Annotated in this window: 18 protein-coding genes; 11 read left to right on the forward strand and 7 right to left on the reverse strand. The window is 36.8% G+C overall.

Features of this window, described 5'->3' with window-relative positions; all coding sequences use genetic code 11:
- The first annotated feature begins 1 nt into the window (after position 1).
- On the forward strand, positions 2-1345 hold the full coding sequence (gene gabT, locus FA727_RS00885) for a 4-aminobutyrate--2-oxoglutarate transaminase (protein WP_136828862.1): 1344 nt from the start codon (positions 2-4) through the stop codon (positions 1343-1345).
- 13 nt (positions 1346-1358) lie between these two features.
- On the opposite strand, the gene FA727_RS23945 is transcribed toward gabT, so the two are convergent.
- Both FA727_RS23945 and FA727_RS00890 read right to left on the reverse strand, forming a co-directional pair.
- Positions 1359-1511: a hypothetical protein gene (locus tag FA727_RS23945; protein ID WP_158318776.1), complete on the reverse strand. Its 153-nt coding sequence runs from the start codon at positions 1509-1511 to the stop codon at positions 1359-1361.
- Positions 1512-1529: 18 nt separating this feature from the next.
- On the reverse strand, positions 1530-1715 hold the full coding sequence (locus FA727_RS00890) for a YhzD family protein (protein ID WP_136828863.1): 186 nt from the start codon (positions 1713-1715) through the stop codon (positions 1530-1532).
- Between the two features lie 143 nt (positions 1716-1858).
- On the opposite strand from FA727_RS00890, the gene FA727_RS00895 reads away from it, so the two are divergent.
- The 8 genes from FA727_RS00895 (at position 1859) to FA727_RS00930 (ending at position 10025) form a co-directional block, all read left to right on the forward strand.
- Complete coding sequence (locus FA727_RS00895; protein WP_438646598.1) at positions 1859-2764, forward strand: ABC transporter ATP-binding protein; 906 nt, start codon at positions 1859-1861, stop codon at positions 2762-2764.
- Positions 2757-4013 (forward strand): ABC transporter permease, encoded by a 1257-nt coding sequence (locus FA727_RS00900; protein ID WP_136828865.1) that lies wholly within the window; start codon positions 2757-2759, stop codon positions 4011-4013. Before FA727_RS00895 ends, FA727_RS00900 begins: the two co-directional genes overlap by 8 nt.
- 171 nt (positions 4014-4184) lie before the next feature.
- Positions 4185-4385: a cold-shock protein gene (locus tag FA727_RS00905; RefSeq protein WP_019153363.1), complete on the forward strand. Its 201-nt coding sequence runs from the start codon at positions 4185-4187 to the stop codon at positions 4383-4385.
- Between the two features lie 121 nt (positions 4386-4506).
- Positions 4507-5715, forward strand: coding sequence for a metallophosphoesterase family protein (locus FA727_RS00910; RefSeq protein WP_136828866.1), 1209 nt, complete (start codon positions 4507-4509; stop codon positions 5713-5715).
- Between the two features lie 13 nt (positions 5716-5728).
- On the forward strand, positions 5729-7141 hold the full coding sequence (locus FA727_RS00915; protein WP_158318777.1) for an AAA family ATPase: 1413 nt from the start codon (positions 5729-5731) through the stop codon (positions 7139-7141).
- A 30-nt stretch (positions 7142-7171) separates the two neighbouring features.
- Positions 7172-8710: an ATP-binding protein gene (locus FA727_RS00920; protein ID WP_136828868.1), complete on the forward strand. Its 1539-nt coding sequence runs from the start codon at positions 7172-7174 to the stop codon at positions 8708-8710.
- Between the two features lie 29 nt (positions 8711-8739).
- A complete protein-coding gene (gene yhaM / locus FA727_RS00925) occupies positions 8740-9684 on the forward strand; it encodes a 3'-5' exoribonuclease YhaM (RefSeq protein WP_136828869.1) in 945 nt (314 codons plus the stop codon).
- Between the two features lie 155 nt (positions 9685-9839).
- Positions 9840-10025 (forward strand): sporulation YhaL family protein, encoded by a 186-nt coding sequence (locus FA727_RS00930; RefSeq protein ID WP_136828870.1) that lies wholly within the window; start codon positions 9840-9842, stop codon positions 10023-10025.
- Positions 10026-10078: 53 nt separating this feature from the next.
- Here the strand turns inward: FA727_RS00930 and FA727_RS00935 are convergent, their stop codons facing one another.
- Complete coding sequence (locus FA727_RS00935; RefSeq protein WP_136828871.1) at positions 10079-10951, reverse strand: peptidylprolyl isomerase; 873 nt, start codon at positions 10949-10951, stop codon at positions 10079-10081.
- A 402-nt stretch (positions 10952-11353) separates the two neighbouring features.
- Between FA727_RS00935 and FA727_RS00940 the strand changes: the two genes are divergently transcribed.
- On the forward strand, positions 11354-11443 hold the full coding sequence (locus FA727_RS00940) for a YjcZ family sporulation protein (protein ID WP_126408738.1): 90 nt from the start codon (positions 11354-11356) through the stop codon (positions 11441-11443).
- Positions 11444-11556: 113 nt separating this feature from the next.
- On the opposite strand, the gene FA727_RS00945 is transcribed toward FA727_RS00940, so the two are convergent.
- Entirely contained in the window at positions 11557-11736 is a 180-nt protein-coding gene (locus tag FA727_RS00945) for a hypothetical protein (RefSeq protein ID WP_136830977.1), read from the reverse strand.
- Between the two features lie 138 nt (positions 11737-11874).
- Positions 11875-12246: a DUF3267 domain-containing protein gene (locus FA727_RS00950; RefSeq protein WP_246041648.1), complete on the reverse strand. Its 372-nt coding sequence runs from the start codon at positions 12244-12246 to the stop codon at positions 11875-11877.
- A 370-nt stretch (positions 12247-12616) separates the two neighbouring features.
- On the opposite strand from FA727_RS00950, the gene FA727_RS00955 reads away from it, so the two are divergent.
- Positions 12617-12952 (forward strand): DUF1878 family protein, encoded by a 336-nt coding sequence (locus tag FA727_RS00955; RefSeq protein WP_136828873.1) that lies wholly within the window; start codon positions 12617-12619, stop codon positions 12950-12952.
- A 2-nt stretch (positions 12953-12954) separates the two neighbouring features.
- Here FA727_RS00955 and FA727_RS00960 read toward each other — a convergent pair whose 3' ends face one another.
- Positions 12955-13527 carry an HTH-type transcriptional regulator Hpr gene (locus tag FA727_RS00960; protein WP_136828874.1) on the reverse strand — a complete coding sequence of 191 codons (573 nt, stop codon included), beginning with the start codon at positions 13525-13527 and terminating at the stop codon, positions 12955-12957.
- A 260-nt stretch (positions 13528-13787) separates the two neighbouring features.
- Entirely contained in the window at positions 13788-14150 is a 363-nt protein-coding gene (locus FA727_RS00965; protein ID WP_136828875.1) for a YtxH domain-containing protein, read from the reverse strand.
- Between the last annotated feature and the right edge of the window lie 38 nt (positions 14151-14188).

Genomic DNA, 14188 nt, shown 5'->3' on the forward strand with positions numbered 1-14188 from the left:
GATGACAATAAAACAGAAGTCCATCGATTTAAAAACGGCAATTCCCGGTCCAAAATCGGTAGAGCTATTGAAGAGAAGAGAGGAACATGTTCCACGCGGTCCGTTTAACACGGTTCCCTCCTTTATTGAAAAAGCAGAAGGAGCACTCGTGACTGATGTAGATGGAAATACATTGCTTGATTTTGCGGGTGCGATCGGATCGTTAAATGCTGGTCATTGTCCGCCTAATGTTGTAGCAGCACTAAGGGAGCAAATCGATAAATACTTGCATCCGTCTTTCCATGTGTTGATGTATGAGCCTTATATTAAACTAGCAGAAAAATTAAATGAGATTACTCCTGGCACCCATAAAAAGAAAACATTTTTCCTAAGTAGTGGGGCAGAGGCGGTTGAAAATGCGATTAAAATTGCACGTAAATATACAGGAAGAAAAGCGATTATATCGTTTGAGCGAGGATTTCATGGTAGAACGTATATGGCCATGTCGTTAACGAGCAAAGTCAAACCTTATAAATATGGGTTTGGACCATTTGCGCCAGACACTTACAAAATGCCGTATCCATATTATTATCGGACACCTGATGGAATGACGTGCGAAGAGGTCGACGAACAAATCATAAAGGAGTTCCAAACATTTTTCCTAAGTGAGGTACCGGCAGAGGAAGTGGCGGCAGTTATAATGGAGCCTGTACAAGGTGAGGGAGGATTTGTGATTCCTTCGAAAACCTTTGTCCAAAAGGTAAAAAGGATTTGTGAGGAAAATGGCATTCTTTTTATTGCTGACGAAGTCCAAACAGGCTTCGGGCGAACTGGAAAAATGTTTGCGATGGAGCATTTTGATGTAGTGCCCGATTTGATGACGATGTCAAAGTCGATTGCGGCAGGTCTCCCGATTAGCGCTGTAACAGGAAGAGCTGAAATTATGGACGCACCAAATGTCGGTGAGATTGGTGGAACGTATGGTGGAAGTCCTCTTGGATGTGTGGCTGCGTTAGAGGTCATAAAAATAATGGAAGAACAAAAACTACCAGAGCGAGCCAATCATATCGGAGAAACTATTGTTGAATTTTTTAGGGAGTTACAAGAAAGAGTTCCTTTTATTGGTGAGGTCCGGACATTAGGAGCGATGACTTCAATCGAAATAGTGAAGACGAAGTCAGGGAAAGAACCAGATAAAGAGGTAACAGGAAAAATTTTAGCGGAGTGTCATAAGCGAGGATTAGTTTTAATGAGTGCTGGCTTGTATGGGAATATCATTCGAATATTAAGCCCGCTAGTGATTACGGATGAACAGTTGCATGAAGGCTTATCTGTATTAAACGAAGTAATGCTTGAACAAATTTAAGGGACTGATTTTTTCAGTCCCTTTCATACCGTCTCCCAGCATTAAAACCAATGATGAGTCCGATTATGAGCGGGAACAGTGAATCGGTCCCAAAGTCCTTAAAAATCAAACCTAAAACGAGCCATGCTCCTACAGCACCTAAAATACCCTGTAACAAGGGATGCATTGAACCACTTCCTGTCATTTACATGTGAAATAAGATCAATTTGCCGCTAGAAGATGTGCATCGATGTGTTTTGTTCAAAGCTCCTTTTTCCTCAAGTAGCTTTTCGCCAATTTCTTTTGCTTGATTGTCGTCTGTCGCTTCGAAAGTCTCGTCGATTACTTTTTCCCCATTCAGTTCGAAAACAGTCAGTTTATATGTTTTCATTCGCAAAAAATCCCCTTTTGTTCGTAAAATTCAGATTCTTATATTACTATTTTTGCATAATTATCTAAATTATGCAAAATAATAATAGAGAAAAATGAACCCTTTTTGTGTTCTTGTTCGTATAGAATGATGGAAGAGGAGGAATGAATGTGGTTCTAAAGATAGAGAATGTTTCGAAGCGTTTTGGAAGTTTTACTGCGGTAAATGATTTGTCGATAACCATTCCTGAAAAAGAAATGTTTGGTTTTCTAGGAGCAAATGGTGCTGGAAAAACGACGACCTTCAGAATGATACTTGGATTATTAGATGCGAGTAAAGGTAAGATTACATGGGATGGAAAGCCGATAGATTACTCGACTAGTAGTGTGATTGGCTATCTGCCAGAGGAAAGAGGATTGTATCCAAAGCTGAAGGTAAGGGATCAGCTAGTCTATCTTGCGCGATTAAGAGGGATGAATAAGCAGGATGCTTTAGCGGAATTGAAGATTTGGTTAGAACGCTTTAAGGTTCCTGAATATCTCGATAAAAGGGTAGAAGAGCTTTCAAAAGGTAATCAGCAAAAGATTCAATTTATTGCAGCTGTTTTACATAAGCCAAAATTGTTAATTTTGGATGAGCCGTTTAGTGGATTGGATCCAGTCAATGTGGAGCTATTAAAATCCGCTGTTATAGAGCTAAAAGAGCAAGGAACGACGATTGTGTTTTCTAGCCACCGCATGGAGCACGTAGAGGAAATGTGTGAAAATTTATGTATCATGCATCATGGAAGTCCTGTTGTCCATGGTTCTTTAAAGGATATTAAACGATCCTTTGGTAAGAAAAATTTAGTCATTCATGCTGATTTTGATTTAAGTGGTTTTGACAACTATCCGGGTGTGACGAAGGTAAAGAGAACACCAGAGGGAGTTCACCTACAAATCGAAGGAGAATATGTAGCTGAACGGATATTAAAAGATATTGTAGGAAAAGGTTTTATTCGCCGTTTTGTGTTAGAAGAGCCTTCCTTAAATGATATCTTTATCGAGAAAGTAGGTGCTTCCTATGAATAACTTTTGGATTATCTTTTTTCATACGTATTTAAGTAAATTAAAGACAAAATCGTTTATTATTACAACGATTATTACGGTTTTAATTGTAGTTGGACTAGCGAATATGACGAATATCATTAATTTTTTCGATAAGGGAGAAGGCAAGGATACAATTGCGGTTATCGATGAAAGTAGTACGTTAGTTGAGCCACTTCAACAGCAATTAAAAGCAAGTAATTCAGAAATTGAATTAGAAGCGTATAAAGATGGTGAAGAAAAAGCAGAAAAAGCTGTCGAAGATGGAGATTATAAAGGTCTCTTAGTTTTGTCCCTTGATAGTGAGGGTCTGCCAGTTGCCACATATAAAGCGATGAGCATATCTGACTCTGCCTCTGTTACTGCTATACAAACAGGTTTACAGCAAATCAAAACTCAAATGGCTGCGGGGAAAATCAATTTAACATCAGAGCAACTTGCTAAGCTTTATGAGCCAGTGGAAATGGAACAAATTGCTTTAGAGGAAAATGCGAAAACGGCGGAAGAACTTAATCAGGCAAGAGGTCTTGTCTATGTGTTATTATTTGTGATTTATTTTGCCGTTATCTTGTATGCCAATATGATTGCGATGGAGGTTGCTACTGAAAAGTCTTCTCGTGTGATGGAAATTTTAATATCTAGTGTATCTCCAATTAAGCAAATGTTTGCCAAGATTTTAGGTATTTGTTTATTAAGCTTAACCCAAATGGCTGTATTGTTAGGTGTAGGGTATATTTCAATTAAAAGAAATCTAGAATCAATGGAAGGTGGATTCTTTAGCGTCTTTGGTTTTGGTGATGTCCCTGTATCTACAATAATTTATGCAGTTGTCTTCTTTATATTAGGGTATTTCTTATACGCAACATTAGCAGCCTTTTTAGGGTCGCTTGTCAGTCGAATTGAAGATGTCCAACAGATGATTACGCCAATGACAATGATGGTCGTGGCTGGATTTATGATTGCGATGTTTGGTCTTTCACAGCCGGATACTCCATTTGTTACGGTTACGAGCTATATTCCATTTTTTACCCCAATGTTAATGTTTATGCGTGTGGGAATGCTGACTTTACCAGCGTGGGAACCAATTCTAGGACTTGTCATTTTACTTGTCACGATTATCATATTAGCTGTATTTGGAGCAAGAGTTTACCGTGGCGGAGTTCTAATGTATGGAAAATCGAATTCCTTTAAGGATATTAAAAAGGCTCTTCAGTTAACTAAGTCTGAAAAATAATATAAAGAATTTACTGGGAAAAAATAAGTTTTCTTGCCTTTTCCATTTGTATCTGTTATTCTTAGGTAGAATTATTTTTGTTCACAATTAAGGGAAGAATTATATATTTCGCCTGGAAGAGCAAGAATAGTAATACATTTGTGCGCTATACGCACATAGGAGGCAACATACATGGAAAATGGTAAAGTAAAATGGTTTAACGCAGAAAAGGGCTTCGGATTTATCGAGCGCGAAGGCGGAGAAGATGTATTCGTTCATTTCTCAGCTATCCAAGGCGAAGGTTTCAAAACTCTTGAAGAAGGTCAAGCTGTAACTTTTGACGTTGAGCAAGGTGCACGTGGACCTCAAGCTGCTAACGTTAACAAAGCTTAATTAACGTTTGAACTTTCAGGCAGATCCTTTATAGGATCTGCTTTTTATTTTGTCTATTTTTCTAGAACGTATATTCGCTTTTGTGGTAAAATGTAGGAAAAGCTAATGTGAGGAATCATATATGAAAAAAGTGAAATTTATTCATGGTGCAGATATACATATAGATAGTCCGATGGTAGGTCTGAAATCTTTGCCTCCTCGTATTTTTAAAAGACTTCAGGAGAGTACCTTCCATGCATTTAGAAGTTTGATTGATGCGTCGATTACTAATCATGTAGACTTTGTTATTTTAGCAGGAGACTTATTTGACAATGAGAAGCGGAGCGTAAGAGCACAAGTATTTCTCCGTAAGGAAATGGAGAGACTTGCCGAAAAGGAAATTGATGTGTTCTTGATTCACGGGAACCATGATCACTTGAGTGGGAATTGGAGTCAAATTGAGCTTCCAAGCAATGTTCATGTATTTGGGGAACAGATAGAAGTAAAATCATTTACGACAAAAAACAATGTAATTGTGCATCTCTACGGATTTAGTTATCCGGAGCGGCATGTGTATGAGAGGAAAATCGATGCATACGTAAGAAAAGCTGGAGCTGATTTTCAAATAGGAATCCTTCATGGAAATATGGAGGGGAGTACGGAACATGGAAACTATGCACCATTTCAACTCAATGATCTTCTCGAAAAAGAATTCCATTATTGGGCACTAGGTCATATTCATAAGAGAGCGATTTTAAAAGAAGAGCCCGCGATTATTTATCCTGGAAATACCCAAGGTAGAAATCGAAAAGAAACTGGAGTAAAGGGTTGTTATTTGGTTGAGTTGGATGACTCGGGATCTAGTTTTGAGTTTGTGGAAACGAGTGATGTTGTCTGGTCTGAGGTTTTGATCGATGCTAGTGATGTTTCTTCCTTCGACCAATTGTACCAACTGTCTAAGGATACAATTGAAAACATCCGCGTAGAAGGCAAAGGAAATATAGCAACTTTCCAAATTTCGAACCTAGCTGTGCATCTTAAAAATCTAGATGAATTAATCGAAACACTGCAAGAAGATGAGAAGGATGAGGTTTCTTTTGTTTGGGTGAGCTCCATGAAGTTTGAGGAAAAGCTGATATGGGATCGTCAGGCTCTCAAAAAAGAGTCGGATTTTTATGGAGAACTATTTGATGTCCTCGAACAGTCTGAAGGATGGGACGAGCTTCTAACGACCCTCTATAAGAATCCTGTTGCAAGAAAATTTCTGACGCCACTTTTAACGGCAGAAGTCGAAGAAATCAGTAAAGAGGCAGAAACTGTTCTAATTGAAAAGCTATTAAGGAATGGATAAGGAGGTGGCCGATTTGAAGATTTTAGAAATCCATATTTATGGCTATGGCAAGCTAGAAAATAAAGTTTTAACCAATTTCCATGACCTCAATGTATTTTATGGAGAAAATGAAGCAGGCAAATCGACCATTATGTCCTTTATCCATAGCGTACTCTTTGGTTTTCCAACGAAACAACAAAGCGAACTTCGATATGAACCAAAAAAGGGCGCAAAATATGGCGGACAATTAGTGATTCAAACTGAGGAAAAAGGGAAGGTCGTCATTGAGCGTGTAAAAGGACGAGCAGTTGGTGATGTCTCAGTTTTACTAGAGGACGGGTCAACTGGCGGAGATGAGCTGTTAAATGAACTTCTTTCTAATATAGATAAATCACTTTATCAATCGATTTTTTCTTTCAATCTTCATGGTCTCCAAAATGTGCATCAACTTAAGAATGAGGATTTAGGTAAGTTCTTATTTTCCACTGGAACGATTGGTTCCGACAGACTTCTAGTTGTAGAGAGTGAACTGCAGAAAGAAATTGACAATCTTTTTAAACCGAATGGGAAAAAACCCTTAATCAATGAAAAGCTTCAGGAAGTAAAGTCTGTCTTTGAAGAATTAAAAAAGGCTGAGCAGCAAAACGGGCAATATGGAAAGCTTCTAGAGGAAAAAGAATTGCTAGAGCGTGAAATAGAGCAAAATCAATTTACAGTAACTGAACTGCAGAAGAAGATTCGGCAATTAGAGGAATGGGAAAGGCTAGCACCGTTTGTAAAAGAAAGAGACCTTCTACAAGCTGATTTGGAACAGAACCATGTTACATTTCCAGTTGATGGGTTATCACGTTTAGAGCAGGTTCAGCAACTTTTAAAGCCATTAGAGGCTCAAAGAAAGATCTTAATCGAACAAAAAGCAAAGCTTCAAGCTGAATTGAGTGAGATTCTGCCAAAGGAACAGTTGATTGCAAAAGATTCGGCCATTCAGCGTGCCTTAGAAAGGCTCCCACTTTACGAAACTTTAATGGAAGAGGAAAGTGTATGGCTAGCTGAAAGAAGTCACCTTTCTGCCAATATCGAGGAATTAAAAGAAAGGCTCCATTTTCCAATACACAAAGAGCGATTGTTCCAAATTGATACAAGCATTTTTATGAAAGAAAAAATCGCTGAAGCAGAGAAAAAGCAGGTGCGTTTAAAGGAAAGAAAAACGGAGCTAGATGAACAGTTTGCTAGAGAAAAAGAAGAGCTTGAGCGACTTGAATTGCAGAAGGAGCTTTTAAAAGAAGACATGCTTCCGCAAGCTGAGAGAGAAGCAAAAAAGCAGCTATTATTAAAGCGGAATAATCAGGAATCAATTGAAAAGGAACTTCGAAATACACAAGACAAGATCTATCTTTTACAAATGAGTGTGAAGAACGAAAGAAAACAAGCAAGGCAAAATCAGTAACAGTCACTTGTTCTGAGTGTCATTTTTCTATTGCTATCAGTCTGGGGATTGTTTCAATCTCAATGGTTAATTACAGTGGTTGGAGGAATTGGTTTTGCATTCATGCTCTTTCTGCTCTACCAAAGAAAGAGTAACAGGAATCAAGATGTGGAAAGGGAGATTCAAGAGCTTAAATCGAAGGAAGCAGACTTGCAGCATCAGCTGAAAAATTTCTCTTTTGCGGAATTAAATTTAATTGAAGAACAGTTGCGTAGAGATGCAGCATTACAGGATCAGCTAGCTGTTCTGCAAATCAAGCTAGAACAGCAGAATTCCCAATATGACAGGGTTATTCAATCATTTGAAGGCTGGGAACAGGATGCGATATCCCATAGGGAGCTATTGAGTCAACTAGGCAAGCAGCTACTAATTCCAGAAGAGATCGCCCAATCGAAAATAAATGAGGCCTTTCTTTTAATTGTGAAATTAAAGGATGCACTAAAAGAGTATCAATCTATTGAGGCACAATTGCAGAAGAAACAAGAAACAAAAGAAAGTATTGAAAATGAGATCTCGGGATTGTATGAGTTGTTTTTTCAAGGCGAAACCATTCCGGTTCGTGAGCAAGGATTTTTGTTGAGGGACTCGCTTAAAAAGGAACTTGCGAAACAACAGAAATATGAAGCAAAAGTTGAAAAGCATCGGGATCTAGCTGAGCAGTTAGATATTGTGGAAAAAGAATATGCGCATCTTCATAAAGAGCAGGAAACCCTTTTTCAAGCGGCGGGAGTGGACACAGAGGAGGAATATCGTTTAGTAGGAAAGGAGGCCGAGAAACAGGCTCTGATATCCTCAAAGATAGAAGACCTCTCAAGGCAAATCGAATTGTCTTCTCTAGATGAATTGACGATGCAAGAGCTGTCTTCAAGTGAACCACAAGCAGAAAGCTTGGATGTAAAGGCTAGATTAGCTCAATACTTAGATGAAAGTCAGAAATCACACCAAGCTTTAGCTGATGTGAAGCATCAAATTGGTTTGCTTGAAGAAGGTGGAGTGTATGGAGATCTTCTTCACAAGTATAAGCAGCTTCAGTCTGAGCTCGATTTAGAGGCGAGGGAATGGGCCAAGCTGTCAATGGCAAAAGAAATGCTGTCGAGAACTGTAGATCGCTTTAAAGAGGAACGCCTTCCAAGGATGTTACAAAAGGCAGAAGAATATCTTGCCATTTTAACGGAGGGAAATTATCTACGCATTCTGCCTAAAAAAGAAAGTAATGGCTTTCTGATTGAGCGGAAGGACCATATTCTGTTTGAAGCGAATGAACTAAGTCAGGCAACAACTGAGCAGGTCTATGTTTCGATTCGTTTAGCCCTTGCGACCACGATATATAAAAAGTATGCCTTTCCCATTGTTATTGATGATAGCTTCGTTAATTTTGATCACAAACGTACAAGTAAGGTCATTGAATTATTAAAGACATTGAAAGACAACCAAATTCTCTTTTTCACCTGTCACCAGCATTTATTGAAATATTTTCATGAAACAGAAGTGATGGAAGTGGGAGAAGGGATCACCACTAATATGATATAATAGATTGAAAGAAAGGGGCGAGGAGTCTTATGAGTAAAGGGATTCTCCAGCATGATGTAGGAGAGCAAGTAGAAAAATTCTTATTGATTAAAAGCTCTACAAAAGGGACTGCTAGCAATGGAAAGCCATTTTTAACGCTTATTTTGCAGGACCAGAGTGGAGAAATAGAGGCGAAGCTATGGGATGTCTCTGATGAGGATGAGAAGAGCTACAGCAATGAAACGATAGTTAAGGTAATAGGTGATATTCAAAACTATCGAGGTCGAAATCAATTGCGACTTCGTCAAATACGTCCTTCTTCGCAGGCAGATGCAGTTAATCTATCAGACTTTCTTGTTACCGCTCCTTTGAGTAAGGAAGAAATGCTAGGCAAAATAACGCAATATATTTTTGAAATGAAAAATCCGAATATCCAACGAATTACGCGTCATCTTTTGAAAAAGAACCAGGACGCATTTTTGGAGTATCCAGCTGCAACAAAAAATCATCATGAATTTGTGTCTGGACTAGCTTATCATGTTGTTAGTATGCTTGATTTAGCAAAGGTTATTGCTGAATTATATCCAAGCTTGGACAAGGATTTACTATATGCCGGAGTTCTTCTCCACGATTTAGGAAAGATTACAGAGCTGTCAGGTCCAATCTCTACGACGTATACAGTGGAAGGAAACCTGTTGGGCCATATTAACATCATGGTCTCAGAAATTGTCAAAGCAGCAGATGAACTTGGAATTACAGGTGAGGAAGTTTTGGTTCTTCAACATCTTGTCTTATCCCATCATGGAAAAGCAGAATGGGGTAGCCCTAAGCCTCCACTAATCAAAGAGGCAGAAATCCTTCATTATATTGATAATATTGATGCGAAGATGAATATGCTGGATCGTGCCCTTGAACGAGTAAAACCAGGCGAATTCAGTGAAAGAGTGTTTGCACTCGATAATCGTTCATTTTACAAACCAACTTTCCATAAGTAACGCAAAAAATGCCTCCAGCTGTGAGGCATTTTTTTTGCGCTTCTCTACTAAAAAACAATATTCAAGTTGAAAGCTTTCCTTATCATATTTTTCGCATGCTAGCATACATTTTTAACAAACGCAGCTTGTACAATTTGATGTATGGAGGATGAGAAATGGATATTCCCGTTTGGATTTTAGTGCTTGTTGGAGGAATTATTATTAGTGCATTTATGGCCGTAAAGGTTGGTAGGGAAGAAAGAGAAGAGGAAAGAGAAATAATAGAAAGAGAAGGAGAGGTCTATATGGAGCGACTCAAGAAAGAGAAAGAAGAGCGCTCTGAAGGAAGTTCTTTCGGTTAATGAGCATAAAAAATGGGTTCCCCCATTTAAAGGGAACCCATTTTACATTCTTATTACTTTTCTTCTGTTTCAGCAGCTTCTTCTGTTTGCATAAAGCCGCTTAAGTCTTTATCGCTAATTTTAACATTAGCATCTTTTAATTCTTTTTGTAATGTTTCAGTCATTTTTGTGTTGTCAATTTTGGATACTTTAATTTCTTGCTCGATTTGAGCTTTCATATCCTCTAAGCTCTTTTTCTCTTCTTTTTCAGTCACTTGGATAACGTGGTAGCCATGCTCAGATTTAACTGGAGCACTGATTTCGTTCACATCAAGAGCGTAAGCAGCTTCTTCAAATTCTGCTACCATTTCACCAGTACCGAACCAACCAAGATCCCCACCTGCTTCAGCAGAAACAGTATCAGTAGAATATTCTTTTGCTAATGCAGCGAAATCTCCACCCTCATCAAGCTTCGCTTTCACTTCTTTAGCTTTTGCTTCGTCAGCCACTAAAATGTGACGAGCTTTGATTTGTGGTTTGTAGTTATCGTAATATTCTTTGATTTCTTCATCTGTAACTTTGATATCTGCAGTGGCAGCTTTCTCTACTAATAAATCTAATTTTAGACTTTCTTTAAATGTTTCTTCAGTCATTTGATATTGTGCTAGAGCCATTTCGAAGTTTGAACCAAGCTGTTCTTTTACTTCGTTTAACTTAGCATCTAATTCTTCATCAGTTACCTTATACTTGTCTGATAGAACTTTTTCATAAACAAGCTGTTGAAGAACTTGCTCACCGTAAGTCTTCTTCATTTCCTCATATAGCTCGTCCTTGGTGATGTTTCCGGCTTTTGTTTCTGCAACTGCTTCAGAATTGTCCCCGTTATTACATGCAGCTAAAGTGACGATGCCCGCAAGTAAAAGAAGGGAAAGAATCCACTTTTTCATCAAAACAACTCCTAAAATTAAATTCTTAATGAATGAGAGTTAATTTCACAAATTTTTGACATTGATTTTTACACGCCTGTCGTTTTGATTTATGAAATTGCTCCATGTATTAATCACAAATTATACTATATCACAATTTGGAAAAAGAACAAAAGAAATATGAGATGGGTTAAAAGATGGAGATGGTTAAAAATAGGCAACATACCTATACCATAATGTGGACTAATACATAGGATAAAGTGTAAGCAATAAAGTTGGAGGTACCTTCATTTCTTGCTTGCGTCCAAAGAATATAGAGGAAAATATATTCTTTGGAAATCATCACTAACTTGTTATTCGCCTAATCGGTGGGGGTTATTTATGAATAGTATATAACAAGCGCATTTGGAAGGGGGTGTTACGATGGGTCACGGAGGCGGATATGGTGGCGGTTTTGCCTTAATCGTAGTACTATTTATTTTATTAATCATCGTTGGAGCTGCTTGGTTCTAGGTTAATTAATGTTAAAACAAAGAGAACATGAGTTTTAGTCTCATGTTCTTTTTTTACGTGCATATTGTTTTTTTGTTTATTTTTCAAAAGGAACAATTATTGTGAAGAGAAACTTATGTGAAAAGTATTTCAATGTATGAGGTAATCAATAGAATCGTTATTAAAACATTAATCGTTCTAAAAACCTTTGGTTGTTTTTCTTCCGGAATTTCTTTTTGTAAGCAAAGGGAAGTCGTTAGTTTATTAATGTTAAACAAAATAAATATAGCAAAAATAATAAAAATGGAGATGATCACCAAATCCCTCCCTAATAGGTGAGTATTTCAAGTTCGAACTGTTCTTTTCTTACTACGATAACAAAATTTAAGTGTGAGTACCACTTTTAGCATCGCTGTGAAAAAGACATCTTCACAAATGTCTTAGATGGGCTCTTATTGATTGCTTACCAATATTTCAAAACCATCTTCGTTTTCTTCAATATATGCATGTTTTGGTGCCTTCAGAATGTTTAGGGCACGGACAAGGTCCGGTACGGAAATGCCGGTTTGGTAAGCTAGTAAAATAGCAATATAGTGTACATAATGTGGCAATATGAAACATAAAGACACGAGTATCACTGTTAAAGTTACAAAAGGTAATAATAAAGCAATTAAGAATAAATGCTTTGAAATAGGCTCATGTGCTTTAATTTGAATGGAAGGGAAGAACATAAACTTCCTTTCAATTCTTTTTCTAATCTTTGGACCAAGATGAGCGATGGGTAAAAAATGCAACAATTTATGGACAGGATAGACTATTATCATACTGAATATAAATAGAAAAAAATGATTATCATAAAAGGTGGTTGGTACAAACAAATGTGATAACGAAATATATAGTATGATAAAAGTTAATAACATCGTAATCAAAGAGATAATAAACAGTCTATGCGTCCCGTATTGTCGTGTGTAGTTTACTGTTTTCCAGCAATGCAAAAGTATCATCCTCCAAAAGGAGTATTTAGGAATAATTTGTGATATTCTCTAACTTACTTATGATACTTTACGATGAAAGAATAAAAAAATCAATAGGAAATCGTATTTCAATTTTTGTTTGTTTTTTGTAAAATAATAGCGGAGATGGCAATGGAAAATGCCTGAATATAAATAAATTTGTCGAAAGAGGTTTTTATTGATGAACCTTGATTCTTTAATAGAAAAAATGAATCGCCTTGAATATCATCAATCCATTTTACTGAAGATGATTTCAAAAAGCGATGATCATTTTTATAAGTTAATTGTCGAAAGATCATTGAATAAACAAGACGTGGAAACATTTCACAAGAAATGCAATGAATTAATGATAGAGCTGGAAGAACAACAAGCGGAGGGATTTGTGTATTTTGAATCTCTTTTTAAAAAGTTCAAAGAATCACTACACCCAAACCTAGAAGCAGAAGAAGTCATACTAGCATGTCTCCGCCAACAATTATTTTTACCTTTAATGATAGAGTTTAAGAAATATATATAGGATTACACGAGCTCCTTAGAAGAATCCTTCTTTTTCAAGTGTCCATCCTCATCCTTAAATTCATTTTCAATATTTTCAAAGGATCTTTCAAAAATCTCCATAAAATCATCACCATATACATTACGAACTATGGCCATCATTTCAACGATTTCAGGGAATTTACCATATAAGCTTTTTAATGGCATTGCACCTGTAAAAACAGCATTTTTGTCTGGATCGTATGTTTCCATTAACTCAAGTAAAACTGCTTCCCCTTTTTCAGTTAATTTGATGTAGGTGTTTCGTTTATCGCTTTCCTTTTTAGAAAAGTTGAGGAGACCTCTTTCTTCTAACTTCTTTGAGAAGTTGAAAGCGGTAGAAACATGCATCACACCAAATTTTGCGACATCTGAAATGGATGCGCCATTTAAGTGATAAGCAATCCAAAGAATATGGTGCTCATTGATATTTAAGTCAGCAGATTTAATCCATTGCTGCCAATCCTTTTCAATTGATTTCCATAAAGCTTTACTTAATTGCGCGATTCTTTGGCTAAAAATCATTGCTTCTTTCATTGAATATTGTTTTTCTGTCATCCCCTAATTCACCCGCTTTATTTTTCTTTATTATCATTATGCCAAGAAAACAAAAATAAATAAAGAAAAAATATACTAAATTTTTAGAAATTTTTTCGTTAAGTTTGTTTTATCCGGCGAAACGAATAAGTTTAATACATAAATCTGTTCGCAAGCATTTTTATAGTATATTACTTTTCTTCTTATTAAATAAAAAATCCTTCTTTTTCTAAATAAAATTTGTTAGGAAAAGAAGGATTTTACTATTAATTAAAAAATGTTCATTTGGTATGTAATTCTAATGTTCTTTCAAGCTCTTGAATCGTATCCTGGATAACATCTATTTCACTCTTTAGTTGCTCTTGATGAGGTTTTATTTCTGCTTGCCATCCTTCGATAAGCGTCTTAACATCGCGTATGAAGGAAGTCACACCATCTTTCCCTTCTGTAGAAAGAATCGTGATGGATTTTGTGATTTCACCTAAATCAAGTTTAATTTGAGATAACTGTTCGATCCAAGTATCTTTATTTTCGCTTAAATATTTTCTTGTTTCTTTTCCTGAATTAGGTGCTGTTAGTATCGTTGCGATACCCGCAGCAATTCCTCCAATGATAAAACCTGTTAATAAAGATTTTCCGTTCATTCTCTCACCTCATCATACAAATTCTTGGGCCACTGCTT

It is taken from the genome of Robertmurraya kyonggiensis (genome assembly GCF_005116465.1).
In the GTDB taxonomy this organism is placed as follows: domain Bacteria; phylum Bacillota; class Bacilli; order Bacillales; family Cytobacillaceae; genus Robertmurraya; species Robertmurraya kyonggiensis.

Coding starts and splice junctions, on each gene's coding strand:
- gabT (WP_136828862.1), top strand. CDS start 2: ATGACAATAAAACAGAAGTCCATCGATTTAAAAACGGCAATTCCCGGT.
- FA727_RS23945 (WP_158318776.1), bottom strand. CDS start 1,511: ATGCATCCCTTGTTACAGGGTATTTTAGGTGCTGTAGGAGCATGGCTC.
- FA727_RS00890 (WP_136828863.1), bottom strand. CDS start 1,715: ATGAAAACATATAAACTGACTGTTTTCGAACTGAATGGGGAAAAAGTA.
- FA727_RS00895 (WP_438646598.1), top strand. CDS start 1,859: ATGAATGTGGTTCTAAAGATAGAGAATGTTTCGAAGCGTTTTGGAAGT.
- FA727_RS00900 (WP_136828865.1), top strand. CDS start 2,757: ATGAATAACTTTTGGATTATCTTTTTTCATACGTATTTAAGTAAATTA.
- FA727_RS00905 (WP_019153363.1), top strand. CDS start 4,185: ATGGAAAATGGTAAAGTAAAATGGTTTAACGCAGAAAAGGGCTTCGGA.
- FA727_RS00910 (WP_136828866.1), top strand. CDS start 4,507: ATGAAAAAAGTGAAATTTATTCATGGTGCAGATATACATATAGATAGT.
- yhaM (WP_136828869.1), top strand. CDS start 8,740: ATGAGTAAAGGGATTCTCCAGCATGATGTAGGAGAGCAAGTAGAAAAA.
- FA727_RS00930 (WP_136828870.1), top strand. CDS start 9,840: ATGGATATTCCCGTTTGGATTTTAGTGCTTGTTGGAGGAATTATTATT.
- FA727_RS00935 (WP_136828871.1), bottom strand. CDS start 10,951: ATGAAAAAGTGGATTCTTTCCCTTCTTTTACTTGCGGGCATCGTCACT.
- FA727_RS00940 (WP_126408738.1), top strand. CDS start 11,354: ATGGGTCACGGAGGCGGATATGGTGGCGGTTTTGCCTTAATCGTAGTA.
- FA727_RS00950 (WP_246041648.1), bottom strand. CDS start 12,246: ATGATAATAGTCTATCCTGTCCATAAATTGTTGCATTTTTTACCCATC.
- FA727_RS00955 (WP_136828873.1), top strand. CDS start 12,617: ATGAACCTTGATTCTTTAATAGAAAAAATGAATCGCCTTGAATATCAT.
- FA727_RS00960 (WP_136828874.1), bottom strand. CDS start 13,527: ATGACAGAAAAACAATATTCAATGAAAGAAGCAATGATTTTTAGCCAA.
- FA727_RS00965 (WP_136828875.1), bottom strand. CDS start 14,150: ATGAACGGAAAATCTTTATTAACAGGTTTTATCATTGGAGGAATTGCT.